Origin of the sequence: Rhodococcus shunpengi, assembly GCF_048381395.1 — a bacterium.
Taxonomy (GTDB): domain Bacteria; phylum Actinomycetota; class Actinomycetes; order Mycobacteriales; family Mycobacteriaceae; genus Rhodococcus.
Genome location: NZ_JBLWIU010000034.1, coordinates 185,191 through 210,423, shown reverse-complemented (window position 1 = coordinate 210,423; position 25,233 = coordinate 185,191). Strand labels below are relative to the sequence as shown.

The window sequence follows — 25,233 nt, the reverse complement described above, 5'->3', positions numbered from 1 at the left end:
CATACTGTCAGGCTTGGAGCTCTTCCTCCGGTTCGGGGACCGGTGTCGCGATCTCGCGTCCGCGCAGACGCTGCGAGATGACCCGGGTGATGCCGTCGCCCCGCATGCTCACGCCGTACAGCGCGTCGGCGACCTCCATCGTCGGCTTCTGATGCGTGATGACGATGAGTTGGGACTTCTCGCGCAGCTGCTCGAACAGCCCGATCAATCGTCGCAGGTTGGTGTCGTCGAGCGCGGCTTCGACCTCGTCCATCACGTAGAAGGGTGACGGGCGGGCCCGGAAGATCGCAACCAGCATCGCCACCGCGGTCAGGGACTTCTCGCCGCCCGACAGCAGCGACAGGCGCTTGACCTTCTTGCCCGGCGGGCGGGCCTCGACCTCGATGCCGGTGGTGAGCATGTCGCTGGGGTCGGTGAGCACGAGCCGTCCCTCCCCACCGGGGAACAACTTCGCGAAGACCTGTTCGAACTCACGCTCGACGTCGGCGTAGGCCTCGGTGAACACCTGCAGAATTCGCGCGTCGACCTCCTCGACGACAGCGAGCAGGTCCTTGCGGGCGCTCTTGACGTCCTCGAGCTGGGTCGACAGGAAGTTGTAGCGCTCCTCGAGCGCCGCGAACTCCTCCAACGCGAGGGGGTTGACGCGCCCGAGCGTCGCGAGATCCTTCTCGGCGCGCTTGGCCCGCCGCTCCTCGGTGGCCCGGTCGTAGGGCATCGGTTGCGGAGCGACGACCTGTTCGCCGCGTTCGCGGGCCTGTTCGTACTCGGCCATCTCCAGCGGCGTCGGCGGCAACGGCACGTCGGGGCCGTACTCGGCCACGAGGTCGTCGAGGGCGATGCCATGCTGTTCGAGAATGGTCTGCTCGAGCTGCTCGATCCGGAGCGAGGCCTGCGCCCGGGCCACTTCGTCGCGATGCACCGCGTCGGTGAGCTGGTCGCGCTGCGCCGACAGTTCGCGGACGAGTTCGCGGGCGCGTTCGAGTTGCTCGGCGCATTCGGCGCGGCGCCGGTTCAGGTCGTCACGCTGTGCGAGTGCCGTCGCCACGGCCACCTCGAGTTGTTCGGCGAGTCGCTGCCCTGATTCGGCCACCGCAGCGGCGACGGCCGCCGCCTGACGACGCGCGATGCGGGCACGTTCGGCACGAGCACGGGCCTCGCGCTCGGCCTGCGCGGCACGACGAAGCGAATCCGCCTTGCCCCGAAGCGCTTCGGCGCGTTCCTCGGCCGTGCGCGCCGCGAGTCGCGCCTCGACCTCGACGGCCCGGACCTCGGCGAGGGCGGCCGCGGCCATCTCCCGTTCGGCGGCGGTGTGTTCGGTGCCGGCACCGTCGCTACTGCCGGCCGAGTCGTCCTCGGCCAGACGCAGTCGCTCCTCGAGTTCGACCAGCTTCTCTCGTGCCGCGTCGCGTTCCTTCTCCGCTTCGGTGCGCTGGGCCGCGAGCCGTCCGGATTCGGCGTGGGCGGTGCGCGCTGCCTGGCCGAGCCGGCCGAGTTGTTCGTAGACGGCCGACATCGCCGCGTCGGACTCGTTGAGCGCGGCGAGGGTCTGTTCGACGTGTTCGGCGCGTTCGGCCTGCTCCGCGAGTGCGCCCGCGAGGGCTGCGGCCAGTTCCTCGGAGCGGCGTTCGGCCTGTTCGAGACCGGCACGGGAAGTGTCGATCGCCGCCTGGATCTCGAGGGTGCTCGGGGCGCGATGCGAGCCGCCGACCACCCAGCCCGCACCGGCGAGGTCTCCCCCACGCGTCACGGCGCGCAGGTCGGGCCGGGCGGCGCAGACCCCGAGGGCGGTGGGCAGGTCGTCGACCACGACGGTGCGGGCCAGCAGGCCGTCGACGCCTCCGCGCAGGTCGGCGGGGCACTCGACGACCTCGCGGAGCCATCGGGCACCGGTCGGCAGGTCGCCGGCGTCGGTGGGGCCGGCTGCGCCGGGCAGGACGAACGCCACCCGGCCCTGGTCGGCGTCGGCGAGCGCTGCGACCGCCGAGATCGCGGCGTCGGCCGACTCCACCTCGAGGGCATCGGCCGCGGCGCCGAAGGCTGCTGCGACGGCCGCCTCGTATCCCGGGGACACCCGGAGCCGGTCGGCGAGGCGCCCCACGAGTCCGTCGCCGGACCGCGTGTCGATCAGCCAGGCGGCGCCGTCGGTGCGTTCGAGGCCCATCGACAGGGCCTCGATGCGGGCACCGAGGGAGGCGACCTCCTTGCCCGCAGCGCGTTCTGCTTCGTGGAGTTCGGTGACCCGCTCGTCGGCGAGCCGCTGCGCTTCCAGGGCTCGTTCGTGCTGCGCGTCGGCGTCGATCTCACCGGCATCGAGATCGTCGATGCGTGCCTGAGCGGTCTCGAACTCGGCCTGCGCGGCGACGCCGCGGAGCCGCGCCTCCTCGATGGCGACGGTCAGGCGCGCGATCTCCGCGTCGATCGACTCGGCGCGGGTGCGCATCGTCTCGACCTGACCGGCGAGACGCGCGAGGCCCTCGCGCCGGTCGGCGACGGCACGCACCGCGGCCAGATGTGCGCGTTCGGCGGCCGCTGCGGCCTCCTCCTGCTCGGCGAGCTGCTCGCGAGCCGCCTCGAGGGCTCCGTGCGCGATCTCGACGGCCTCGACCAGTTCCGCTTCCTCGGCGGCGATCCGGTCGGCGCGGGCTTCCATCTCGTCGGGATCCTGACCGGAGCGATCCTCGGGTTCGGCGTGCAGGTGCCGGGCGCGTTCCTGCGCGACCCGCACGGTCGCCGACACACGCTCGGCGAGGGCGGACAGGCGGAACCAGGTCTGCGACGCCGCTTCGGCGCCCGGCGTGAGCTGCGCGAGGGCTTGTTCGTGACGGGCGAGTTCGGCGTTCGCGTCGTCGAACGCCGCGAGCACGGTGTCGAGCCGCTCCCGGACCATCTTTTCCTGCTCGTCGTGCCCGGCGAGTTCGGCACGACGCGTGACGAGGTCGTCGGCGGCCAGTCGTAACCGCGCGTCGCGCAGGTCGGCCTGGATGGTCTGGGCGCGACGTGCGACCTCGGCCTGCCGGCCGAGCGGTTTGAGCTGACGGCGCAGTTCGGCGGTGAGGTCGGTGAGACGGGCAAGATTGGCCTGCATCGAGTCGAGCTTGCGCAGCGCCTTTTCCTTGCGCTTGCGGTGCTTGAGGACGCCGGCGGCCTCCTCGATGAACGCGCGTCGGTCCTCCGGGCGGGATTCGAGGATCGCGGCGAGGCGGCCCTGGCCGACGATGACGTGCATCTCGCGGCCGATACCGGAGTCGGACAGCAGTTCCTGCACGTCCATGAGACGGCAGGAACTGCCGTTGATCTCGTATTCGCCCGCACCGTCGCGGAACATGCGGCGGGTGACGGAGACCTCGGAGTACTCGATGGGCAACGCGCCGTCGGAGTTGTCGATGGTGAGCGTGACCTCGGCGCGTCCGAGCGGCGGGCGGCCGGCGGTTCCGGCGAAGATGACGTCCTGCATCTTGCCGCCGCGCAGGGCCTTGGCGCCCTGCTCCCCCATCACCCAGGTGAGCGCGTCGACGACGTTCGACTTGCCGGACCCGTTGGGTCCGACCACACAGGTGATGCCCGGTTCGAAACGCAGAGTCGTCGACGAGGCGAAGGACTTGAAGCCCTTCAACGTCAGACTCTTGAGGTACATGGGTGAGAACTCTACCGGCGGGTTGTGACCGCTTTCCTAGGCCGGGTGCACCCCCGAGACGGTCGTGTTGCCCACGTTCAGGTACACGGTGGGACCCTCGACGACGATGCCACCCGGACCGGTCACCTCGGGTAGCACGGTGGTCACGCTGCCGTCGGGAGTGATCCGGCGCAGCTCTCCGGGGCCGACGAAGGAGGTGTCCGAGACGAACGGACAAACAGGACGGATGTCAGCGTTCGACGAAGCCGGTGAGGTCGCCGCGCGCGGGATCCCAGGATTCGACGACGAGCCGCACCTCACCGGGGGTGTCGCCGGATCGCAACCACGCGAGGAGCTGTTCGAGCGCGGACCGGGGGCCTTCGGCGACGACCATCACGCGACCGTCGGGATGATTCGTCGCGTGCCCGACGAGCCCGAGTTCGAGTGCGCGGGCACGCGTGAACCAGCGGAAACCGACCCCCTGGACGCGGCCGTGCACCCACGCCGTGAGCCGTTCGACATCTGCGAGGGCGCTCATCGATCAGTCCTCGGGGGTGATCGTCAGCGAGACCTCGGTGCCCGCCTTGAGGGTGCGGCCCACCGTGCACACCTTGTCGACGGACCGTTCGACGAGGGCGATGAGACGGTCCCGTGCGTCGGCGTCGAGCTCCGACAGGTCGAGGACCATCTCCTCCTCGAGGTGCGGGTAGACCTCGTTCTCGCGGTCGGCGGCACCGGAAACGCGGATCGTCGCGTCGTAGTCGTCGCCGAGCCGGCGGGACAGCGGGAAGTCCGAAGCCATGCCGGAGCACGCGGCGAGCGCGATCTTGAGCAGCTCGCCCGGAGTGAAGACGCCCTCGACGCTCTCCGAGCCGATGAGCACCTCGGCGCCGCGGGAGCTGCGGCCGGTGTAGCGGCGCGTGCCGGTGCGCTCGACCCACAGCTCGGTGGCGGGAAGGTCGGAAGTCTGGTCAGCCATGGGGGAAATCCTGCCATGTCCCGTCGACCGGGATGTCGCGCAGGATGGTCACGAAGTCCTCGACCACGGCGGACGACGCGTCGGCACTGCGTCGCAGCACTCCGACCGGTTCGACGGTGCCCGCGGTGGGCACGTCCAGGCGCCGGACCACGCCGTCGGCGAGGTCGTCCCGGGCCGCGCGTTCGGTGGTGATCCACACGGCGTCGCTGCGCCGGACCACCCCGCGTGCCACGGCGAGGTCGAGCGTCTCGATCAGCCCGACCGGCAGTCGCAGGCCGTGACGTTCGAACAACGCCTCGGTCGCGTGGCGCGGCACGGTTCCGCCGGTCGCGACCACCAGGGGGTGTTCGAGCGTGTCGGCGACGGAGACGGAACGCTCGGCGAGGGGGTGGCCGGGTCGGACGACGAGGATCAGCGTCTCGGCGTACAGGAGCTCGAACGACAGCCCGACCATCCGGGACGGTTCGGCCATGCGCCCGAGGACGACGTCGAGGGCGCCGGCGGCGAGCGCCGACAGCAGGACGGCATTGGGGTCGGTGCGGATCCGGATGTCCAGATCCGCGCGCATGCGGCGCAGCTCCGCCAGAGCTTCGGGGAGTACGGACCCGGCCACGGTGGGCAGGGCCCCGATCCGCAGCGGTTCGCGGGCGGGTTCGGCCGCTCCTGCCAGTGCGGCCACCGCTGCGTCCAGTGAGGTGGTGACGTCCTGCGCGTATCGCAGGAAGCGGTGACCCACCGCGGTGAGGCGCGCACCGTGTCGGCCGCGGTCGAGAAGTTTCGCTCCGGCGAGCACCTCGAGCTCGTTGAGGGTCTTCGTGACGGCCGGCTGACTCAGCTGCAACAGTTCGGCGGCCCGCCCGACCTGACCTTCGCGCGCGACGGTGACGAAACATCTCAGGTGCCGGAGGCGGATGCGTCGCGCCTGCTCCGGGACGGACGAGGACGGACCGAACTCGGATTGCATCACTGGAAGTTATGAATCAACTGCTGTTTTGTCAATTTACATGAGTTTTTCTTCATCTTATGGTGGTGTCCACAGCTCAGAGATCGGAGATCGCATGTCCACCGGCGAATACGTCGAGCGCGACCACACACTGCACCCACCCGCGCTCACCCCCGGCTACCGCACATCGGTGCTGCGCGCACCGCGCAACGCGCTCATCACGCCGAAGCCGACCCTGTCGGAGATCACCGGACCCGTCTTCCGCAGCGACGAGCTCGGCGCCCTCGACAACGACCTGATCCTGAACTTCTCGAAGGACGGCCTGCCGATCGGTGAGCGCATCATCGTCCACGGCTTCGTCAAGGACGAGTTCGGCAATCCGGTCGAGGGCGCACTCGTCGAGGTGTGGCAGGCCAACGCCGGTGGCCGGTACCGCCACAAGAAGGACACCTATCTCGCTCCCATCGATCCGAACTTCGGCGGTTGCGGGCGGATGCTCACGGACGCGAACGGCTACTACCAGTTCCGGACGATCAAACCCGGCGCATATCCGTGGGGCAACAGCCGCAACGCCTGGCGCCCGGCGCACATCCACGTGTCGATCCTCGGCCGCGGGTGGGCGCAGCGCCTGATCACCCAGCTGTACTTCGAGGGCGATCCGCTCATCGAGAAGTGCCCGATCGCGCGGACGATCCCGACCGTGGACCAGCTCCGCAGCCTGATCGCCCAGGAGGATCCCGCCTCCAACGCGCCGTTCGACGCCCGCGCCTACCGCTGGGACATCACCCTGCGCGGTCGCCGGGCCACCTTTTTCGAGAACACCGACCTCCCGGGAGCCCCGCGATGAGCCTGCCCACCGACCCCTACCGGCCCGCGCCCCCGCTGCTCCCCCGCGCGATGGTCACACGTTTCCCGGAGACGCCCTCGCAGACCGGCGGCCCGTACGTCCACATCGGGCTCGCGCCGCAGCAGGCCGGCTTCGACATCTTCGACAACAACTTCGGCAACGTCCTCGTCACCGACGAGACCGAGGGCGAGCGAATCGTGTTGGAGGGCCGTGTCATCGACGGCACCGGCACCCCGGTGCGCGACGCCCTGCTCGAGAGCTGGCAGGCGAACGCCCACGGCCGGTACGCACATCCCGACGACGCACAGGACAAGGACCTCGATCCGAACTTCCGCGGCTGGGGACGCACCGGCGGCGACTTCGAGACCGGCGTGTTCACGATCGAGACGATCAAGCCCGGCGCCGTCACCAACCCCGACGGCTCCGTCTCGGCACCCCACATCCTGCTCGTGATCTTCGCGCGCGGCATCAACCTCGGCCTGCACACGCGGGTCTACTTCGAGGACGAGGCCGAGCTCAACGCCGACGATCCCGTCCTGAAGGGCATCGAATGGGAGGTGCGGCGCAACACCCTGATCGCGTCGCGTTCCGAGCGCGACGGACGCACCGTCTACACGATCGACATCCGGCTGCAGGACACCCCGGACGGTGGCGCCGAGACGGTCTTCTTCGACATCTGAACCACCACGTTCCGAACGGCCCGGTATGCGCGTGCGCTACCGGGTCGTTCGCGGTCGTGGCTGACACTTCGGGCAGCTGTACGACGAGCGGTTCATGAACTTCTCGCGGCGGATCGGCGCGCCGCAGCGTCGGCACGGCTCGTTCTCGCGCCCGTAGACGTTCAGGGAACGCTCGAAGTAACCGGACTCCCCGTTGACGTTGACGTACAGGGCGTCGAACGACGTACCGCCCTGCCCGAGAGCCTCCGCCATCACCTCGGTGGCCGCGTCGAGAGCCGACCGGAGCTTCGGACGCGACAGCGCGTCGGTCGGCCGGTTGCCGTGAATCCTTGCGCGCCACAGCGCTTCGTCGGCGTAGATGTTGCCGATGCCGGAGACGACGGTCTGGTCGAGCAGCGCACGCTTGATCTCGGTGTGCTTGGTGCGCAGCACGGCCACGACCGCGTCCGGGTCGAACCGGGAATCCATCGGGTCGCGGGCGATGTGCGCGACCGGCAGCGGCAGATGATCACCGTCCACCTCGACGAGCGGAGCCAGGGCCCAGCCTCCGAAGGTGCGCTGGTCGACGAAACGCAGATCGGCACCGTTGTCGAGGACGGCGCGGATACGCAGATGCTTCTCGTCCGGCACGGTCGGAGGCTGCACGAGCATCTGCCCGCTCATCCCCAGGTGCACCACGAGCGCCAGATCGGCCGGTTCGAGCACGAGCCACATGTACTTGCCGCGACGCTCGACCGAGGCGACCTTCTGACCGGTCACCTGCAGTGCGAGATCGCGCGGACCGGGCTCGTGCCGGCGGACGGCACGCGGATGCAGCACCTGTACCGAGTCCACCGTCGCGCCGACGACGTGCGCGTCGAGTCCGCGACGGACCACCTCGACCTCGGGAAGTTCGGGCACCTGCGGTCAGTTGCTCTCGGTGGGCGTCTCGGCGGATCCGGACTGCTGATCGGAAGCCCCGACATCACCGGCTTCGGCAGCAGTGCCCTCGGTCAGCGCGTTCCACGCGGCCGACGCGGCCTTCTGCTCGGCTTCCTTCTTGGTACGTCCGACACCGGTGCCATAGGGATTGCCACCGATGAGGGCGGTGGCGGTGAATTCCTTGTCGTGGTCGGGACCCGTGGCGGTGATCTCGTAGGCGGGAACACCGAGACCGCGTTCGGCGGTGAGTTCCTGCAGACTCGTCTTCCAGTCCAGACCGGCACCGAGGCGGGGGCCGCGTTCGAGCAGTGCGGCGAACAGGCGCAGGACCACTTCGCGCGCGACGTCGATGCCGTGGGCGAGATGGACGGCGCCGAGAAGCGATTCCATTCCGTCGGCCAGAATGCTGGCCTTGTCGCGTCCGCCCGTCAGCTCCTCCCCCTTACCGAGCAGGAGGTGCACTCCGAGCCCACCTTCTCCGAGGCCGCGCGCCACCTCGGCGAGCGCGTGCATGTTGACGACGCTCGCGCGGATCTTGGCGAGTTCGCCCTCGGACTTGTCCGGGTGGGTGAGGTAGAGCTTTTCGGTCACCGCGAGCCCGAGGACGGCATCGCCGAGGAACTCGAGACGTTCGTTGGTGGGCAACCCGCCGTTCTCGTAGGCGTACGAGCGGTGGGTGAGCGCCAAGGACAGCAGTTCTGCGTCCAGAGGCACGCCGAGGGCGGCGAGGAGAGACTCGTGGCTCTCTTCGCCGCCCTCGGTAGCTGTTTCGGAGGACTTGCTCGTCACGTGAATACCGATTAGACGGGCGCGGTCACCTGACGGCCGTTGTAGGTGCCGCACGACGGGCACGCCACGTGGGGCAGCTTCTTCTCTCCGCAACCCCGGTTCGGGCAGGTGACGAGCGTCGGCGCAGTGGTGTTCCACTGGCTGCGCCGCGACCGGGTGTTGGAACGCGACATTCTGCGCTTGGGGACGGCCACGTCTACTTCTCCTCGTTGTTCGAGCTGTCGATTTGACTGCTGGGTTCTTCGGAGCCCGCGCCGAACTTGGCTGCCAACCCAGCCCAGCGAGGATCCATTGTCTCATGACGGTGCCCGGATTCTGCAATCGCCAGGCGAATGCCGCATTCGGGGCACAATCCCGCACAGTCGTCACTACACAACGGCTGCAGCGGAAGTTCCAGACCCACCGCGTTCACGAGGACCGGTTCGAGATCGATCAGATCGTTCTCGACGCGGTACACCTCGTCGTCCTCGGTGGTCTGCTCCGTAACGCTGTTCGGGTAGGCGAACAGCTCGGTGAGGTACACGTCCACCGGCTCGGTGAACGACTCGAGGCACCGAGAGCACTCACCGACGGCGTCGGCACGAACACTACCGGTGACCAGGACGCCCTCGGACACCGACTCCAGGCGGAGATCGAGATCGATCTCGGAGCCTTCCTCGATCGCGATCAGATCGAGCCCGATGCGCGAGGGTGACGGCACCTTCCGCTCGACCGTACGCATCGAACCGGGCCGGCGGCCCAGGGAGAGCGTGTCGAACACCAGCCCGGAGTCCCGGCCGGAACGGGACGTGCTGGAATCACGGGTGGACACGGGGAACTCACCTTCTTCGGACGACGCAGGACACGACTCGGTCGTGATAGGGCAACCGCTCCATGATACGCGATGGGCGGCAGGAGCGAAAATCCCGCGGGTCAGCGGCGACGGCTCGCCCGGTGGTCGGCCTCCGCGAAGTCGGGAGCACCCGACAGCCGCAGCTGCTGCCGGCCGCGGCCGACGGACCGCAGCGTGGTGCCGAGCAGTTCCTCGAACTCCGCCAGCTTGCCGTCGATGTACTCGTCGCACTCGGTCCGGAGACGGTCGGACTCGGCGTGGGCCGAATCGATGACACGCGCCGACTCGGCGTGTGCGGCCTGCACGACCTCGGTCTGCGACACCAGGCGTGTCTTCTCGGCCTCACCCTCGGCCACGGAACGCTCGTAGGACGCCTGCCCGGACTCGACCAGGCGGTCGGCCTCGATGCGGGCACGCCCTGTCACGCTCTCGTACTGCTTGTTGCCCTCGGCCACGAGATCGTCGGCCTCTGCCTGCGCATCGCGCACGAGTTCCTCGGCGTGGGCGCGGGCCTCCTTGACCATGCGGTCCGCCTGGGCCTTCGCGTCCGCGAGCATCCGGTCGGCGTCGGCGCGCGCGTCCTCGAGGAGGGTGCGCGCCTCCTCGTCGGCGTCCCCGACGGTCTTGTCGGCCTGGGCCCGCGCATCGTTGATCAGCTTGTCGCGGTGATCGAGGACGTCCTGCGCGTCGTCGAGTTCGGGCGGCAGCGCGTCGCGCACGTCGTCGAGCAGTTCGAGGACATCGCCGCGCGGTACCACGCAGCTCGCCGTCATCGGAACGCTACGTGCCTCTTCGACGATTGCGACCAGCTCGTCGAGTGCCTCGAATACCCGGTACACGCCCAACCCCAATCACTCGCTCGACACGACCGGTGCGGTCGCGCCGCCGTCCAGTCTGCCGCAGCGCAGGGCACGCTCGTGTGCCCTGCGCTCGGTGTGTCGGGATACGGCCGTCACAGGCCGCGCGGGAGGGTGCGGTCTAGTTCGCGGCGGCCCGCTCGGCCAGGCGCGCGAGCAGACGATCGTGCACGGAGCCCGGCAGCATCTCGGAGACGTCGCCACCGTAGGTCGCGACCTCCTTGACGAGCGAGCTCGACAGGTAGCTGTAGACCGGGTTGGTGGCGACGAACAGCGTGTCGACGCCGGTGAGCTTGTGGTTCATCTGCGCCATCTGCAGCTCGTAGTCGAAGTCGTTGGCGCCGCGCAGACCCTTGACGATCGCGGTGATCCCCCGCTCCCGGGCGTAATCGACGAGCAGGCCCTGCCAGGCGTCGACCGTGACGTTCGACAGGTGCGACGTGGCCTCGGTGAGCATCTCGAGGCGTTCGTCGATCGTGAACATCCCCTGCTTGTTGGGATTGATCGTGACGGTCACGACGACCTCGTCGAACTGGGCCGAGACCCTGCCGATGACGTCGAGGTGTCCGTTGGTGACCGGGTCGAAGGATCCTGGGCAGACCGCGCGGCTCATGACCCAGCACCGTAGCAGGTGGCGATCTCCACTCTCGTCTCGCCGTAGCGCTTCGACCTGCCGACCTCGAATCCCTGCGGCCACACCGTTTCCGGTGATCGCGACGACCGTTCGACCACGACGATCGAGCCGTCCTCTACCCAGCCTCCGGACACGAGCGTCTCGAGCATGCCGGTGACGGCCTCCTCGGTCACGGCGTAGGGCGGGTCGGCCAGGACGAGGTCGTAGACGCGGTCCGGGGTGCCCGCGAGTACAGCGGATACCGGTGCGGTGCGCAGCACCGCACCGGACAGTCCGACCGTCGCGATGTTCTCGCGGATCACGCCCGCCGCCTTCGCGTCGGACTCGACGAGTATTGCGTGCTCGGCGCCGCGGGACAGCGCCTCGAGACCGAGCGCCCCCGACCCCGCGTAGAGGTCGAGGACGGCGGCCCCGTCGATGTCCATGCGTGCGTCGAGCGAACTGAACAGGGCTTCGCGCACCCGTTCGGAAGTGGGCCGGGTCCCGCGGGGCGGCACCTTCAGGCGCCGCCCCCCGGCCCGGCCGGCGACGATCCGTGTCACTCGGCGCTGTCTCCCGTGGACACCTCGACGAGCAGGTCGCCACCTTCGACCTGTTGCACCGGCCCGATCGCGACGCGCGTGATGCGTCCACCGCGCGGCGCGGTGATCGCGGCCTCCATCTTCATGGCCTCGATCGTGGCGACGGTGTCGCCGGCCGAGACGCTCTCGCCCTCGGACACGACGAGGGTGACCATGCCGGCGAAGGGCGCCGCGACGTGACCGGGATGGTTGCGGTCGGCCTTCTCTGCGGCAGGGATCTCCGCAGCCACCGAGCGGTCGCGCACCGACACCGGGCGCAGCTGCCCGTTGAGGATGCACATGACCGTGCGGTAGCCCTTCTCGTCGGCATCGGAAATCGCCTCGAGGCCGATGAGCAGTTCGACACCCTTGTCCAGGCGCACCCGGTGCTCGTCGCCGTGACGCAGACCGTAGAAGAACTGGTTGGCCGACAGCTCGGTGGTGTCGCCGTAGGTCTCGCGGTGCTGCTCGAACTCCTTCGCGGGGCCCGGGAAGAGCAGGCGGTTGAGCATGCGGCGACGCTCGTCGGACGAACCGCCGAGGGCCTTCTCCTCCTCCGGCGCGAGCGGGGTGACCGGCTTGGGCTCGGCGCGGCCCGACAGCGCCTTGCTGCGGAAGGGCTCGGGCCAGCCGCCGGCCGGGGTTCCGAGATCGCCGCGCAGGAAGCCGATCACCGAATCGGGGATGTCGTACTTGCCGGGCTCGGCGGCGAAGTCGTCGACCGAGACGCCCGCGCCCACGAGGTGCAGCGCGAGGTCGCCGACGACCTTGCTCGACGGCGTGACCTTGATCAGGCGGCCCAGGAGGCGGTCGGCGCCGGCGTAGGCGGCCTCGACCTCCTCGAAGCGGTCGCCGAGGCCCAGCGCGATGGCCTGCTGGCGCAGATTCGACAGCTGACCGCCGGGGATCTCGTGGGTGTAGACGCGGCCGGTCGGTGCGGGCAGGCCCGACTCGAACGGTGCGTACACCTTGCGCAGCGCCTCCCAGTACGGCTCGAGATCGCACACGGCCTGCAGGTCGAGACCGGTGTCGAACTCGCTGTTCGCCGCGGCGGCGACGATCGCCGACAGGGCGGGCTGGCTCGTCGTACCGGCCAGCGCCGCGGACGCACCGTCGACGGCGTCGGCACCGGCGTGCCAGGCCGCGAGGTAGGTGGCGAGCTGACCGCCCGGGGTGTCGTGCGTGTGCACGTGCACCGGCAGATCGAAGTTGCTGCGCAGCGCCGACACGAGCGTCGCGGCAGCCGGGGCGCGCAGCAGACCCGCCATGTCCTTGATGGCCAGGACGTGCGCACCGGCCTCGACGATCTCCTCGGCCAGACGTAGGTAGTAGTCGAGCGTGTAGATCGTCTCGTTCGGGTTCGACAGGTCGCCGGTGTAGGACATCGCGACCTCGGCGAGGGTGGTGCCGGTCTCGCGGACGGCGTCGATCGCCGGACGCATCTGGTCGACGTTGTTCAGCGCGTCGAAGATGCGGAAGATGTCGATGCCGGTGTCGGCGGCCTCCTGCACGAAGGCGCGGGTGACGGCCTCCGGGTAGGGGGTGTAGCCGACGGTGTTGCGTCCGCGCAGCAGCATCTGCAGGTTGATGTTCGGGATCGCCTCGCGCAGCGCCGCGAGCCGCTCCCACGGATCCTCGTGCAGGAAGCGCAGTGCGACGTCGTAGGTCGCGCCGCCCCACGCCTCGATCGACAGCAGCTGCGGCGTCATCCGGGCCACGTGCCCGGCCACGGTCAGCAGGTCCTTGCTGCGCACGCGGGTCGCGAGCAGCGACTGGTGGGCGTCGCGGAAGGTGGTGTCGGTGACGCCGATCGCCTTCTGCTCACGCAGCGCATGGGCGAAGCCCTCGGGGCCGAGCTCGAGCAGACGCTGACGCGAACCGGCCGGCGGCTCGGCGTTCAGATCGATCGCGGGCAGCTTGTCGTGCGGGTAGACCGTCGTGGTGCGCTCGCCGTGCGGCTTGTTCACCGTCACGTCGGCGAGGTACCGCAGGATCTTGGTGCCGCGGTCGGCGGACGAGCGCAGCGTCAGCAGGTGGGGGCGCTCCTCGATGAACGAGGTGTTGACGTTGCCGCCGCGGAAGTCCTCGTCGTCGAGCACAGCTTGGAGGAACGGGATGTTCGTGGCGACACCGCGGATGCGGAACTCGGCGACCGCGCGGCGCGCGCGGGCGACGGCGGTCTCGAAGTTGCGGCCGCGGCAGGTGAGCTTGACGAGCATCGAGTCGAAGTGGGCGGAGATCTCTGCGCCGACCGAGGTGCCGCCGTCGAGACGGATGCCGGCACCGCCCGGGGTGCGGTAGCCGGTGATGCGGCCGGTGTCCGGACGGAATCCGTTGGCCGGGTCCTCGGTCGTGATGCGGCACTGCAGCGCCGCGCCGCGGATGGTGATGCTGTCCTGCGACAGGCCCAGTTCCTCGAGCGACTCGCCCGCGGCGATGCGCAGCTGGGACTGCACGAGGTCGACGTCGGTGATCTCCTCGGTGACCGTGTGCTCGACCTGGATACGCGGGTTCATCTCGATGAACACGTGGTTGCCGCGTTCGTCGACGAGGAACTCGACGGTTCCTGCGCACTGGTAGCCGATCTCCTTGGCGAAGGCGACGGCGTCGGCGCAGATACGGTCGCGCAGCTCGGGATCGAGATTCGGGGCAGGGGCGAGCTCGATGACCTTCTGGTGGCGGCGCTGCACCGAGCAGTCGCGCTCGTACAGGTGGATGACGTTGCCGTGCTTGTCGGCGAGGATCTGCACCTCGATGTGCCGCGGGTTGACCACGGCCTGTTCCAGGAAGACGGTGGGATCGCCGAAGGCGGCGTCTGCCTCGCGGGAGGCGGCTTCGATGGCCTCGCGCAGCTGGGAGGGTTCGGCGACCCGGCGCATGCCGCGTCCGCCGCCACCGGCGACAGCCTTGACGAAGACCGGGAAGTTCATCGTCTCCGAGGCGGCGACCAGTTCGTCGACGTCCGACGACGGCTCCGACGACGCCAGCACCGGGAGGCCGGCGGCCTTCGCCGAGGCGATCGCGCGAGCCTTGTTGCCCGTCAGCTCGAGGATCTCCGCCGACGGACCGACGAAGGTGATGCCGGCTTCGGCGCACGCCGCGGCGAGGTCCGGATTCTCGGAGAGGAAGCCGTAGCCGGGATAGATCGCGTCGGCACCGGCCGACACGGCCGCTTCGACGATCTTCTCGACCGACAGGTATGCGCGGACCGGGTGCCCCTCCTCACCGATCTGATAGGCCTCGTCGGCCTTCAACCGGTGCAGGGAGTTCCGGTCTTCGTACGGGAACACCGCGACCGTCCCGGCACCCAGTTCGTAGGCGGCACGGAACGCGCGGATCGCGATCTCGCCACGGTTGGCGACAAGCACTTTCGAGAACATTGGTCGACGGTACCGCGACGTAACATGCCGCCTTCGACGCGCGTTCCACATCGTGGGACAAGGCGTCCGGATGGCACGACTGGAACGATGCAGTCGGCCCTGTCGTAACACGGCGTCAACATGCCGGGCACGGCCACCGAAACCTCACCGCGGGCTCTGGGGCACGGTGTACGGAACGTAACTCACGACTTGTCGAGATACGCCACGCGTTCGGCGTCGAGCGCGGCCCGCACCATGCTCGCGAGCCCCGGGTGGTGTTCGAGGCCGGGATCCTTCTCCGTCACCGTCCGGGAGAAGTCGCGGGCTGCCTCGATGACGTCGGCGTCGTCGACGAGCGAGAGCAACCGCAGCGTCGACACGGTGCCGGACTGGGCGACACCGAGGACATCGCCCTCGCGGCGCAACTGCAGATCGAGCTGGGCGAGCTCGAAACCGTCGGTGGTGCCGGCCACGGCCTCGAGCCGCATCATCGTCGGGGTCGCGGGCTTCGCGTCGGTCACGAGCAGGCACAGGCCCTGATGGCCGCCACGACCGACGCGACCGCGCAGCTGGTGCAGCTGGCTGACACCGAACCGGTCGGCATCGACGATCACCATCACGGTCGCGTTCGGCACGTCGACACCGACCTCGACGACGGTCGTGCACACGAGCACGTCGAGCTCCGCGGCGTTGAAGGCCTGCATCACCGCGTCCTTCTCGTCGCCGGGGAGGCGGCCGTGCAGCAGCCCCACCCTCAGGTCGCGCAGCGGACCGGAGGTGAGGAACTCGAACTGCTCGAGCACCGAGACGGTCTCGGGCGGCGCCTGCTTGCCCTTCGTCGATCCCGACGGCTCGGGCCCGTCCGGATCGAAGAGCGCGTCGTCGTCGGAATCGCCGTCGCCGATGCGGGAACACACCACGTAGGCCTGCCGTCCGTCGGCGACCTCCTCGCGGATGCGCTCCCACGCGCGGTCGACCCACTTCGGATGCACCTTCGCCGGGACCACGCGGCTGACGATCGGCGACCGTCCTCGAGGGAGTTCGCGCAACGTCGAGACCTCGAGGTCGCCGAGCACCGTCATCGCGATGGTGCGCGGGATCGGCGTCGCGGTCATCACCAGCACGTGCGGGGACGCGCCGTCGCGACCTCGCGACCGCAGTGCGTCGCGTTGTTCGACACCGAAACGATGCTGCTCGTCGATCACCACGAGACCGAGGTCGAAGAACTGCACCGTGTCCTCGATCAGCGCGTGCGTGCCGATGACGATCCCGGCATCGCCCGTCACCGTCTCGTTGAGCGCGGCCCGCTTGCGTGCGACCCCCATCGAGCCGGTCAGCAGAGTCACGCGGGTCGCGAGTTCGTGGGCGCCGAGTTCGCCCGCCGCGGCGAGATCGCCCAGCATCTTCGTGAGCGAGCGCGCGTGCTGCGCCGCGAGCACCTCGGTGGGTGCGAGCAGCGCGCACTGCCGACCGGAGTCGATCACCTGCAGCATCGCCCGCAGCGCCACGATGGTCTTGCCCGAGCCGACCTCGCCCTGGAGCAGCCGGTTCATGGGGTGTTCGCGTGCGAGATCGGCCGCGATCTCGTCGGCCACCGAGAGCTGCCCGGCCGTCAGCTCGAAGGGCAGCCGCCGGTCGAACTCGTCGGCGATTCCGCCCTCGCGACGCGGGCAGGACGGCGCCGACCGCACCTCGACGTCGTGCCGGCGTCCGGCGAGCACGAGCTGCACCGCGGCGGCCTCGTCGAACCGCAGGCGGTCGCGTGCCCGGTCGATCTCCTGTTTCGTGTCGGGCAGGTGGATCGAGCGGAGCGCCTCGTCGAGGCCCACGAAGCCGTGCTCGTCGCGCACCCACTCGGGCAGCGGGTCGTCGACGTGGTCGAGCTGGTCGAGCACCTGCCGCACGCAGCGCATGACGGTCCACGACTCGACCTCGCGAGTCGCGCGGTACATCGGGATCAGCGCGCGGTCGAAGACCGACATATCGACCCCCGACCCGTCCTGCGCGGTGCGGGCGAGACCCGCCAGGGCGCCGGCGCCCCGCACCCGTGCGGGGGTCGCCGAGACCAGATCCTCGGCGTCGCGCGGCTCGGGCAGCACGAGATAGCTCGGATGGGTCAGGCTCCACTTGTCGCGGAAGTACTTCACGGTGCCCGAGAACATCGCGCGCACGCCGGGCTTGATGTTGTGCTTGACCCGGTGCGGGTTGAAGAAGGTGACGTCGATGCTGTGGCGATCGGAGCGCAACCGCACCGCGAGGCGCTTGCCGGCGCGGGACTTCATCGGCACCTCCTGCGCCGACTCGACCCGCGCGATGATCGTGATGTGCTGGCCCTCCGCGGGCCGACTCTCGCCGAGCTCGGCACCCTGGGTGGCGTAGCGGTGCGGATAGTGCCGCAACAGATCCTCGACGGTGGTCATCCCGAACGCGTCGTGCAAGGCGTCCGCCGTCTTGCGGCCGAGGACATGATCGAGCCGGTCCGCGAGTGTCGCCACTGCCGTCCCTTCCGCTACTCCTGCGGTGGCCTCGCGGCGCACCGGCTACTCGACGCCGAGCTGCAGCAGGTCGCTGCGCTGACCGCCCTGGTAGACCACCACGTCGATCTCCGGGTGACGGCGATCGAGGTGAGCGGCCAGTTGCTCGACGAGTCCGTCGGGGGCGTCGGCGCCGACCAGCATCGTCACGAGCTCGCCGCCCGCGGCGAGAATCCTGTCGAGCAACGACGCTCCCGCTGTCACCAGATCATGCTCGATCACTACGACATCATGGCCGGCCAGTCCGAGACTGTCGCCGGGCTCGCACGTTCCGACCCAGGTCAGCGCACGTTCGTTCGCGTACCGCAGCGATCCCCAGCGCACGCACGACGCCGCCTCCGACATCGCGAAGGCGTCGTCGACGGTGGCGCGCATCGGATCGTGCACGGCCAACGAGGCCAGTCCCTGGACCACGGAGGAGGACGGCAGGAACATCACGTCGCGGTCGTCCCGCCGCGCCCGGGCGCCCACGGCGACGACGTCCTGCGCGGAGAGCGCACCGTTGGGCAGCACGAGGACGTCCCGGCTCGGCAGTTCCCGGATCGCCTCGAGCAGTTCGTCCGGGGCCGAGATCTCCTCGGCCCGCAGCACCCGGGCACCCTCCGCCTCGAACAGTTCGGCCGCGCCCTCGCCGCCCACCACTGCGAGGACCGCCCGGGACTGCTCCTCCGCCGGCTCGGCACGGACCGGGGCGGGAGCCGTGCCGAGCGCCACAGCGCCGTCGCCGCACCCGCGACGCGCGGACTCGAGCGCGAAGCACGTGATGTCGATGCGGCTCAGCGAACCCGCCGCGAGACCGGCCTCCACGGCGGCTCCGGGATCGCAGCAGTGCACGTGCACGGACCAGCACCCCGATCCCCCGGCGACGATCGCGACCGAGTCGCCGAGCGCGTCGAGAGACGACCGCAGGGCGTCCATGCGCGCGTCGTCGGAGTTCCCGACGAGATACATCACCTCGTATTCCTGATGGTCGCTGTCGTGACGTTCGTCGACGATCTCGGGTTCGACCACGGGCCGCGAGGCTCCGGCGAGCACCATCCGGCGATCGGGACGTGTTCCGGTCGCGACCTCCACCAGGCAGTCGAGCAGCACGAGCAGGCCGAGGCCGCCGGCGTCGACGACCCCGGCCTCGGCGAGGACGTCGAGCTGAGTGGTGGTGCGCTGCAGCGCGTCGGCGGCGGCATCGGCACTCGCGACGGCGACATCGCACACGGTCGCATCCGTCTCCGAGGCGACGCGGGTCGCGCCGTCGGCCGCAGCTTCGAGGACGCTGACGATGGTGCCCTTCGCGGGTGCACTGAGCGCTCCGGTCACAAGCGTCGCGGCGTTGGAGAAGGCGGCGGCAAGGTCCCGGGCGCCGATCGTCGTCAGTCCCGCGATCGCGTCGGCGAGACCGCGCAGTGCCTGCGCCAGGATGATCCCGGAGTTGCCCCGTGCCCCGGCGAAGGCGCCGCGCGCGAGCCCTTCGGCGACGTCGGATGCGGTGAGCGCGCCGTCCACGGGCCCGCCGATCCGGGCCGCCGCGGCCTGCAGGGTGATCAGCAGATTGTTTCCGGTGTCCCCGTCGGGCACCGGGAAGACGTTGAGCGAGTTGATCTCCGCTCGGCGCTGTTCGAGCGCTTCCACACCGAACTCGACCCACCGGCGCAGCGCCCGCCCGTCCACCGTGTCCTCGGCTCCGAGCAACGATTCCACCCCCTTCGCCTCGTCCTACGGGCATCGTCCACCTCTACGATCGGTACCGTTGCGCACGGTGCCGAGCCCTGGCGAACAGGTTAGCCGCGACCCGGCGCACCGTCCGGTTTGGCCAACCGCCCTCGAGTTCGCTAAGCTTGCCGGGTTGCCTCGCACGGGCGGCTCGTTCCCCGTGTTCGCAAGGCGAAACAACAGACAGAAGATCTATCCACTAGACACAAGGAGTTCGCGACATGGCTGCCGTCTGCGACGTATGCGCCAAGGGCCCCGGCTTCGGGAAGTCGGTCTCGCACTCGCACCGGCGTACCAACCGTCGCTGGAACCCGAACATCCAGAGCGTGCGCGCTCAGGTTGCACCGGGCAACACCCGCAAGATGAACGTGTGCACCTCCTGCCTCAAGGCCGGCAAGGTCGTCCGCGGCTGATTCCCGGTCGAGTCGTAGCGAAGGCCCCCTGCGCTGATTGCGCAGGGGGCCTTCGCCGTTCGATCCCTCGGCCGGATATCGTGCGGGAATGACCGAGAACCAAGTTTCCTTCCCCGACAGCGACTCTCTCCGTTCACTGGTGATTGTGGAGGACCGCGTCCTGCGGATCGCCGTGGCGACCTCCGAACACGGCACCTCCCTGTCCCCCGCAGGGATGGAGCAGGGCATCGCGGCCCTGCGCGCGGCAGGCACCGAGATCGGCGCCGTGCTGCTCGTCGGTGAGGGTGCGAACTTCTGCGCGGGCGGCAACGTCCACGGATTCGCCGCGGCCGAGGACCGCGGCGCCCACCTGCTCGAGATCGCGAACCTCTTCCACGACTTCGTGCGCGAACTGGAGAAGGCGGCCGTGCCGGTCGTCGCCGCCGTGCACGGCTGGGCCGCAGGCGCCGGCATGAGCCTGGCGTTGCTCGCCGACATCGCACTCGCCGGCCCCGGCACGAAGATGCGCGCCGCGTACCCGTCGATCGGCTTCTCCCCCGACGGCGGCATGTCGTGGACCCTGCCGCGGATCGTCGGCCCGTCGCGGGCACGGGAGATCATCATGACCGACGCCGTGATCGGCGCCGACGAAGCCGTGCGCCTGGGTCTGCTCAGCCGGCTCGTCGCCGACGGCGAGATCCAGAGCGAGGGGTTGCGACTCGCACGGACCCTCGCGCACGGACCCACGCAGTCCTACGCCGCCATCCGCTCGCTCGTGGCGGGCTCGGCCGGACGATCACTGTCCGACCACCTCGATGCCGAAGCCGCCTCGATCTCCGCCGCCGCGACGACGCCCACGGGTATCGAGGGTGTCGACGCCTTCGTCGCCAAGCGGCGCCCGGACTGGGATTCGGCCCGCGCCTGACATCCGGGCGGCGGATCGGTGGTCAGGGCAGCCGCCAGTCCACCGGTTCGCCGCCCCGCTCGACGAGCAGAGCGTTCGAGCGGCTGAACGGACGCGACCCGAAGAATCCGCGTGAGGCCGACAGCGGGGACGGGTGCGCCGACTTCACGGTGGGCACACCGCCGAGCATGGGTTCGAGGGTCGCCGCGTCGCGGCCCCACAGGATCGCGACGAGCGGGGTACCGCGCGCGACCAGCGCGCGGATCGCCTGCTCGGTGACGGCCTCCCAGCCCTTGCCGCGGTGCGAGGCCGGCTGGCCCGGCGCGACGGTGAGGACCCGGTTGAGCAACAGGACACCGTGCTCGGTCCACGGCGACAGGTCGCCCGTGGAGGGCTGCGGCAGACCGAGATCGTCGGTGTACTCGCGATAGATGTTGGCAAGACTGCGCGGGATGGGACGGACGTCCGGAGCCACCGAGAAGCTCAGTCCCACAGCGTGACCCGGAGTGGGATAGGGATCCTGCCCGACGATCAGGACGCGGACGGATTCGAACGGCTGCGTGAAGGCACGCAGCACGTTCGGACCGGACGGCAGATAACTGCGGCCCGCAGCGAGTTCGGCGCGGAGGAACTGCCCCATCGCGGTGATGTCACCTGCGACGGGTTCGAGTGCTCGCGCCCAACCCGCCTCGACGAGTTCGGACAGGGGCCGACCGGAACGGGGCTCGTCCGCTCCCCCGGCCGCGGACTGTGTGTCGACGGTGTCGGCCACCTGTCACTCCTGGTCGATGCGGCGGAGGGCGGTCCGGTAGTAGGCGGCGTTCGCCGCATACATCTCGGCGTTGGCGTCGAAGTTGTTCTCGGGGATCTCGTAGCCCTCGCGGACCTTCGCGGGGATGCCCATCGCCATGCGGCGGGGCGGCAGTTCGAAGCGCGGCGGGATCAGGGCGCCGGCGGCGACCTGCGCGCCGGCACCGATGACCGATCCGTTGAGGACGAGCGAACCCGAACCGATCAGCGCGCCGTCACCGATCGTGGAGCCCTCGATGTGCGCGTTGTGCCCGACGACGCACCGCGCGCCGATGACGGTGGCCTCGATCGCGGTGCAGTGGATGATCGTGCCGTCCTGGATGTTGGTCTTCTCCCCCACGGTGATCGTGCCGTAGTCCCCGCGCAGCACCGCCGAGGGCCACACGGAGGCACCGGCACCGAGGGTGACGTTGCCGATCACGACCGCGTCGGGATGAACCCACGCGTCGGGATGGATATCGGGGACACGCTCGCCGAGTGCGTAGACAGCCATGACTGCAGAACCTATCTCGAGCGAACCCCACCCGGAGTGAGCGGCCTAGAGACCAGCGCCCGCCGCGAAGCTCTCCCAGCCGCCGGATCCGTCGTGGCGCTGCCCGTCGACCGTGACGCCGGAGCCTTCCAGGACCACGCCGATCGGCCGCCATCCGTCCGGCAGGGTGACCTCGCGAGGGAAGCAGGCCGCGAGGGCATGATCCTCGCCGCCGGTGAGGATCCATTCCCACGGGTCGGCCGCCAGTACCCGACCGGCCTCGCGGAGTTGCGTGTCGGGAGCGAGCGCACCGGAGTCGAGGTCGATCGCGACCTCCGAGGCCGTGCAGATGTGCCCGAGATCGGCGACGAGACCGTCGGAGATGTCGGTGCAGGCGTGGGCGCCGGCTGCGGCCGCTGCAGGACCTGCTGCATAGGGCGGAGTGGGCACACGATGCGCCGCGACGAGTCCGGGGAAGTCCCGGTTGCCGGCCAGCAGCAGGGCCAGACCCGCCGCGGAGCGACCGGTGCGACCGGCGAGGGCGACGACGTCGCCGGGGCAGGCGGTGGAGCGGAGCAGCGGTGGCCGTCCGTCGAGTTCGCCGAGCACGGTGACCGAGACGATCACCTGACCCGTCTGCACGAGATCGCCTCCCACGACTCCGGCGCCGACCTCCTCCGCAGCCTCCCCGATGCCCGCCGAGATGCCGTCGAGCACGGCGACGGGAGTCTCGGGCGGACAACCGAGGCCGACGACGAAGGCCGTGGGGCGTGCGCCGACCGCGGCGACATCGGCTCCGTTCTGGGCGACCGCCTTGCGTCCCACCTCTTCCGGGCTCGACCAGTCGAACCGGAAGTGACGTCCTTCGACCAGCATGTCGGTCGAGATCGCGATGCGCCCGTCGGCCGCTGTCACGACCGCCGCATCGTGGCCCGGCCCGACGAGTGTGCTGTCGGGTTGCCGCCGTGCTCTCACCGCGCGCTCGATCACGGGGAATTCGCCGATGTCGGCGACGGTGGGTCCGGTCGGGTTCGTCACGGTGACGGTCGCCTCTTTCTCGGTCGCCGGTGGGAGAGAGCCGGCACGTGCCCTGCTACGTTCGATCACGCTACCGCCCCCTGTCCCCGAGCCCGGATGCTGGACACGATGACCGACACCTCTGCTTCCGATCGCGAACCTTCCGACGACGCCCCCGCCGAGGCACCCGGATCGGACGGGACGCGACGCAGTCCCGCTCTGATCGCCACGGCGATCGCACTGCCCGTCGCTCTGCTGGTCGGCGTGGTGGTGGCGGCCGTGATCGTGTCGCAGTCACCTGTGAACACGCCTGTCGGCCTCGGTCCCGTGCCTGCTCCGGAAGCAGAATCCGAATCCTGCTCGCAGTTGCTCGACGCGCTGCCGGAGGAGCTCGGCGACTACACGCGCGCCGAACTGGCCGATCCGGCACCGGTGGGTGCGGCGGCCTGGCAGTCGGACGACGGCGAGGAGGTCGTCCTGCGCTGCGGTCTCGACCGGCCCGACCAGTTCGACCAGGCGGCGGCGCTGCAGGTGATCGACGACGTGCAGTGGTTCGAGGTGTCGGGAGCCGAGCAGGGTATCCCGGCGAGCACGTGGTTCGCCGTCGACCGGCCGGTCTACGTGGCCTTGACCGTGCCCGACGGATCCGGGCCGACCCCGCTGCAGGACATCACAGCGACGATCTCGGCCACACTCCCGCAGCAGCAGATCGATCCGGCGCCGATCCGCTGAGCGGGATCTACCCCTCCGTCTTCACTACGACCCACGAACGAAGGTCGGCCCCGGCACCGTGGTGTGGTGCCGGGGCCGACCGTGTTCGTCGCCGCGCCGATCAGGACGCGTGCATGGTCCCCGTGCGCTGGTAGCGCTCGTGGAAGGAGAACGCCTCACCGAGCAGGTGCGGGGTGTGACCTGCTCCGGGGGCGGCTTCTGCGCGCTCGATGTAGTCGAGCAGTTCGGCGCGGTAGTCGGGATGCGCGCAGCGCTCCACGACGACCCGCGACCGACGACGGGGAGACAGGGCGCGTAGATCGGCGAGACCCTGTTCGGTCACGATGACCTGCACGTCGTGCTCGGTGTGGTCGACGTGCGGCACCATCGGGACGATCGACGAGATCGCGCCGTCGCGGGCCGTCGACGGGCTCAGGAACATCGACAGGTAGCCGTTGCGCGCGAAGTCGCCGGAGCCACCGATGCCGTTCATGATGCGGGTGCCCATCACGTGGGTGGAGTTGACGTTGCCGTAGACGTCGGCCTCGAGCATGCCGTTCATGGCGATGATGCCGAGTCGGCGCACGATCTCGGGGTGGTTGCTGATCTCCTGCGGCCGCAACATGATGTGGTCGCGGTAGAAGTCGATGTTCTCGACGAAGTCGTTCAGCCCCGCTTCGGACAGTGCGAGGGCAGTCGCCGAGGCGAACCGGACGGTGCCGTGCTTGACGAGGTCGAGCATGCCGTCCTGGATGACCTCCGAGTAGCACGTCAGCCCCCGGTACGGTCCGCTGTCGAGACCGGCGAGCACGGCGTTGGCGACGTTGCCGACACCCGACTGCAGCGGAAGCAGCGTGTCGGCGGGCAGCCGTCCCGCGGCGACCTCGTGCGCGAAGAAGTCGAGGACGTGGTCGGCGATGGCCCGGCTGGTGGCGTCGGGCGCCGTGAGCGCGGTGGCGCTGTCGGGACGGTCGGTCTCGACGACCGCGACGACGCGTTCAGGATCGATCCGGAAGTAGGGCTGGCCGATGCGGTCCTCGACGTCGGTGAGGTCGATCGGACGACGGTGCGGGGGAAGCGCGGTGCCGTAGTAGACGTCGTGCACGCCGTCCATGGCGGCGGGGATCCACGAGTTGACCTCGAGGATCACCTTCTCGGCGACGTCGAGCCAGGTCTTGTTGTTGCCGATGGACGTGGCGGGGATCAGCTCGCCCGTCTCCGTGATGCCGGAGATCTCGACGACGGCGACGTCGACGTGTCCGTAGTAGCCCTCCCAGACCTGCTGGGCGACGTGCGACAGGTGGATGTCGACGTAGTCCATGCGGCCTTCGTTGATCCGCCCGCGGGCGGTGGGCTCTGCCTGGTACGGCATACGCAGCGCGATTCCGTCGACATCGGCGAGCATGCGCTCGGTGTCGGAGGCCACCGACGCTCCGGTGAGCAGATTGATCCGGAAGTCGCCGCCGGTCGCCCGCGTGCGCCGGATGTGTTCGGCGAGGGCCGGGGTCACGGCCTTCGGGGTACCTGCGCTGGCGAAGCCGCTGATGGCGACCGTGTCGCCGGGGCGGATCCACTGGACGGCGTCCTGAGCCGACACGATCTTCTTGCGGTAGGTCTCATGACGTACCCGAGCCTCGGCCGGGGTCACGACGACCGACTCCACAGACGGCGC

General features: G+C 69.7%; 23 protein-coding genes. 5 read left to right on the top strand and 18 right to left on the bottom strand.

Annotation, left to right across the window (positions count from 1 at the left end; genetic code table 11):
* Positions 1-7 precede the first annotated feature (7 nt).
* The 4 genes from smc to ACNJ7K_RS21190 form a co-directional block, all read right to left on the bottom strand.
* Positions 8-3,634, bottom strand: coding sequence for a chromosome segregation protein SMC (smc, locus tag ACNJ7K_RS21205; protein ID WP_120282244.1), 3,627 nt, complete (start codon positions 3,632-3,634; stop codon positions 8-10).
* Positions 3,635-3,863: 229 nt separating this feature from the next.
* Entirely contained in the window at positions 3,864-4,151 is a 288-nt protein-coding gene (locus ACNJ7K_RS21200) for an acylphosphatase (protein ID WP_230787554.1), read from the bottom strand.
* 3 nt (positions 4,152-4,154) lie between these two features.
* Positions 4,155-4,592 (bottom strand): OsmC family protein, encoded by a 438-nt coding sequence (locus ACNJ7K_RS21195; RefSeq protein ID WP_120282240.1) that lies wholly within the window; start codon positions 4,590-4,592, stop codon positions 4,155-4,157.
* Positions 4,585-5,556 (bottom strand): LysR substrate-binding domain-containing protein, encoded by a 972-nt coding sequence (locus ACNJ7K_RS21190; RefSeq protein ID WP_487042153.1) that lies wholly within the window; start codon positions 5,554-5,556, stop codon positions 4,585-4,587. The genes ACNJ7K_RS21195 and ACNJ7K_RS21190 overlap by 8 nt, the downstream gene beginning before the upstream one ends.
* A gap of 94 nt (positions 5,557-5,650) precedes the next feature.
* Here ACNJ7K_RS21190 and pcaH point away from each other — a divergent pair, with 94 nt between their 5' ends.
* Positions 5,651-6,382: a protocatechuate 3,4-dioxygenase subunit beta gene (gene pcaH, locus ACNJ7K_RS21185; protein WP_006551212.1), complete on the top strand. Its 732-nt coding sequence runs from the start codon at positions 5,651-5,653 to the stop codon at positions 6,380-6,382.
* Positions 6,379-7,062, top strand: a complete 684-nt coding sequence (pcaG, locus tag ACNJ7K_RS21180) for a protocatechuate 3,4-dioxygenase subunit alpha (RefSeq protein ID WP_487042152.1) — start codon at positions 6,379-6,381, stop codon at positions 7,060-7,062. Before pcaH ends, pcaG begins: the two co-directional genes overlap by 4 nt.
* 36 nt (positions 7,063-7,098) lie before the next feature.
* On the opposite strand, the gene mutM is transcribed toward pcaG, so the two are convergent.
* The 10 genes from mutM to ACNJ7K_RS21130 form a co-directional block, all read right to left on the bottom strand.
* Positions 7,099-7,962: a bifunctional DNA-formamidopyrimidine glycosylase/DNA-(apurinic or apyrimidinic site) lyase gene (gene mutM, locus ACNJ7K_RS21175; RefSeq protein ID WP_230787571.1), complete on the bottom strand. Its 864-nt coding sequence runs from the start codon at positions 7,960-7,962 to the stop codon at positions 7,099-7,101.
* 6 nt (positions 7,963-7,968) lie between these two features.
* The gene (rnc, locus tag ACNJ7K_RS21170) at positions 7,969-8,772 is read right to left on the bottom strand and encodes a ribonuclease III (protein ID WP_120282237.1); all 804 of its coding nucleotides are present in this window, start codon (positions 8,770-8,772) and stop codon (positions 7,969-7,971) included.
* Positions 8,773-8,783: 11 nt separating this feature from the next.
* Complete coding sequence (rpmF, locus tag ACNJ7K_RS21165) at positions 8,784-8,966, bottom strand: 50S ribosomal protein L32 (RefSeq protein WP_006551208.1); 183 nt, start codon at positions 8,964-8,966, stop codon at positions 8,784-8,786.
* Positions 8,967-8,968: 2 nt separating this feature from the next.
* Positions 8,969-9,583, bottom strand: a complete 615-nt coding sequence (locus ACNJ7K_RS21160; protein WP_120282236.1) for a YceD family protein — start codon at positions 9,581-9,583, stop codon at positions 8,969-8,971.
* A gap of 101 nt (positions 9,584-9,684) precedes the next feature.
* Positions 9,685-10,443 (bottom strand): DivIVA domain-containing protein, encoded by a 759-nt coding sequence (locus ACNJ7K_RS21155; protein ID WP_230787573.1) that lies wholly within the window; start codon positions 10,441-10,443, stop codon positions 9,685-9,687.
* Positions 10,444-10,582: 139 nt separating this feature from the next.
* Positions 10,583-11,074, bottom strand: a complete 492-nt coding sequence (gene coaD, locus ACNJ7K_RS21150) for a pantetheine-phosphate adenylyltransferase (protein ID WP_487042151.1) — start codon at positions 11,072-11,074, stop codon at positions 10,583-10,585.
* Positions 11,071-11,637: a 16S rRNA (guanine(966)-N(2))-methyltransferase RsmD gene (gene rsmD, locus ACNJ7K_RS21145; protein ID WP_487042150.1), complete on the bottom strand. Its 567-nt coding sequence runs from the start codon at positions 11,635-11,637 to the stop codon at positions 11,071-11,073. Before rsmD ends, coaD begins: the two co-directional genes overlap by 4 nt.
* A complete protein-coding gene (locus ACNJ7K_RS21140) occupies positions 11,634-15,035 on the bottom strand; it encodes a pyruvate carboxylase (protein WP_487042149.1) in 3,402 nt (1,133 codons plus the stop codon). Before ACNJ7K_RS21140 ends, rsmD begins: the two co-directional genes overlap by 4 nt.
* Positions 15,036-15,217: 182 nt before the next feature.
* The gene (recG, locus tag ACNJ7K_RS21135; RefSeq protein WP_120282231.1) at positions 15,218-17,509 is read right to left on the bottom strand and encodes an ATP-dependent DNA helicase RecG; all 2,292 of its coding nucleotides are present in this window, start codon (positions 17,507-17,509) and stop codon (positions 15,218-15,220) included.
* Positions 17,510-17,554: 45 nt separating this feature from the next.
* Positions 17,555-19,243 (bottom strand): DAK2 domain-containing protein, encoded by a 1,689-nt coding sequence (locus tag ACNJ7K_RS21130; RefSeq protein WP_268655540.1) that lies wholly within the window; start codon positions 19,241-19,243, stop codon positions 17,555-17,557.
* 233 nt (positions 19,244-19,476) lie between these two features.
* On the opposite strand from ACNJ7K_RS21130, the gene rpmB reads away from it, so the two are divergent.
* Complete coding sequence (rpmB, locus tag ACNJ7K_RS21125; RefSeq protein ID WP_006551201.1) at positions 19,477-19,668, top strand: 50S ribosomal protein L28; 192 nt, start codon at positions 19,477-19,479, stop codon at positions 19,666-19,668.
* An 88-nt stretch (positions 19,669-19,756) separates the two neighbouring features.
* Positions 19,757-20,572: an enoyl-CoA hydratase/isomerase family protein gene (locus ACNJ7K_RS21120; protein ID WP_487042148.1), complete on the top strand. Its 816-nt coding sequence runs from the start codon at positions 19,757-19,759 to the stop codon at positions 20,570-20,572.
* A gap of 22 nt (positions 20,573-20,594) precedes the next feature.
* Here ACNJ7K_RS21120 and ACNJ7K_RS21115 read toward each other — a convergent pair whose 3' ends face one another.
* From ACNJ7K_RS21115 to ACNJ7K_RS21105, 3 genes are read right to left on the bottom strand one after another with little or no spacing between them, the layout of a single operon-like run.
* Positions 20,595-21,323 (bottom strand): uracil-DNA glycosylase, encoded by a 729-nt coding sequence (locus ACNJ7K_RS21115; RefSeq protein ID WP_216850655.1) that lies wholly within the window; start codon positions 21,321-21,323, stop codon positions 20,595-20,597.
* A gap of 3 nt (positions 21,324-21,326) precedes the next feature.
* On the bottom strand, positions 21,327-21,854 hold the full coding sequence (locus tag ACNJ7K_RS21110) for a gamma carbonic anhydrase family protein (protein ID WP_120282228.1): 528 nt from the start codon (positions 21,852-21,854) through the stop codon (positions 21,327-21,329).
* A 45-nt stretch (positions 21,855-21,899) separates the two neighbouring features.
* Entirely contained in the window at positions 21,900-22,823 is a 924-nt protein-coding gene (locus tag ACNJ7K_RS21105; protein ID WP_487042285.1) for a thiamine-phosphate kinase, read from the bottom strand.
* Positions 22,824-22,967: 144 nt separating this feature from the next.
* On the opposite strand from ACNJ7K_RS21105, the gene ACNJ7K_RS21100 reads away from it, so the two are divergent.
* A complete protein-coding gene (locus ACNJ7K_RS21100; RefSeq protein WP_120282226.1) occupies positions 22,968-23,582 on the top strand; it encodes a DUF3515 domain-containing protein in 615 nt (204 codons plus the stop codon).
* Positions 23,583-23,682: 100 nt separating this feature from the next.
* Here ACNJ7K_RS21100 and scpC read toward each other — a convergent pair whose 3' ends face one another.
* Positions 23,683-25,224: a succinyl-CoA:acetate CoA-transferase ScpC gene (gene scpC, locus ACNJ7K_RS21095; RefSeq protein WP_159419262.1), complete on the bottom strand. Its 1,542-nt coding sequence runs from the start codon at positions 25,222-25,224 to the stop codon at positions 23,683-23,685.
* Positions 25,225-25,233: the final 9 nt, after the last annotated feature.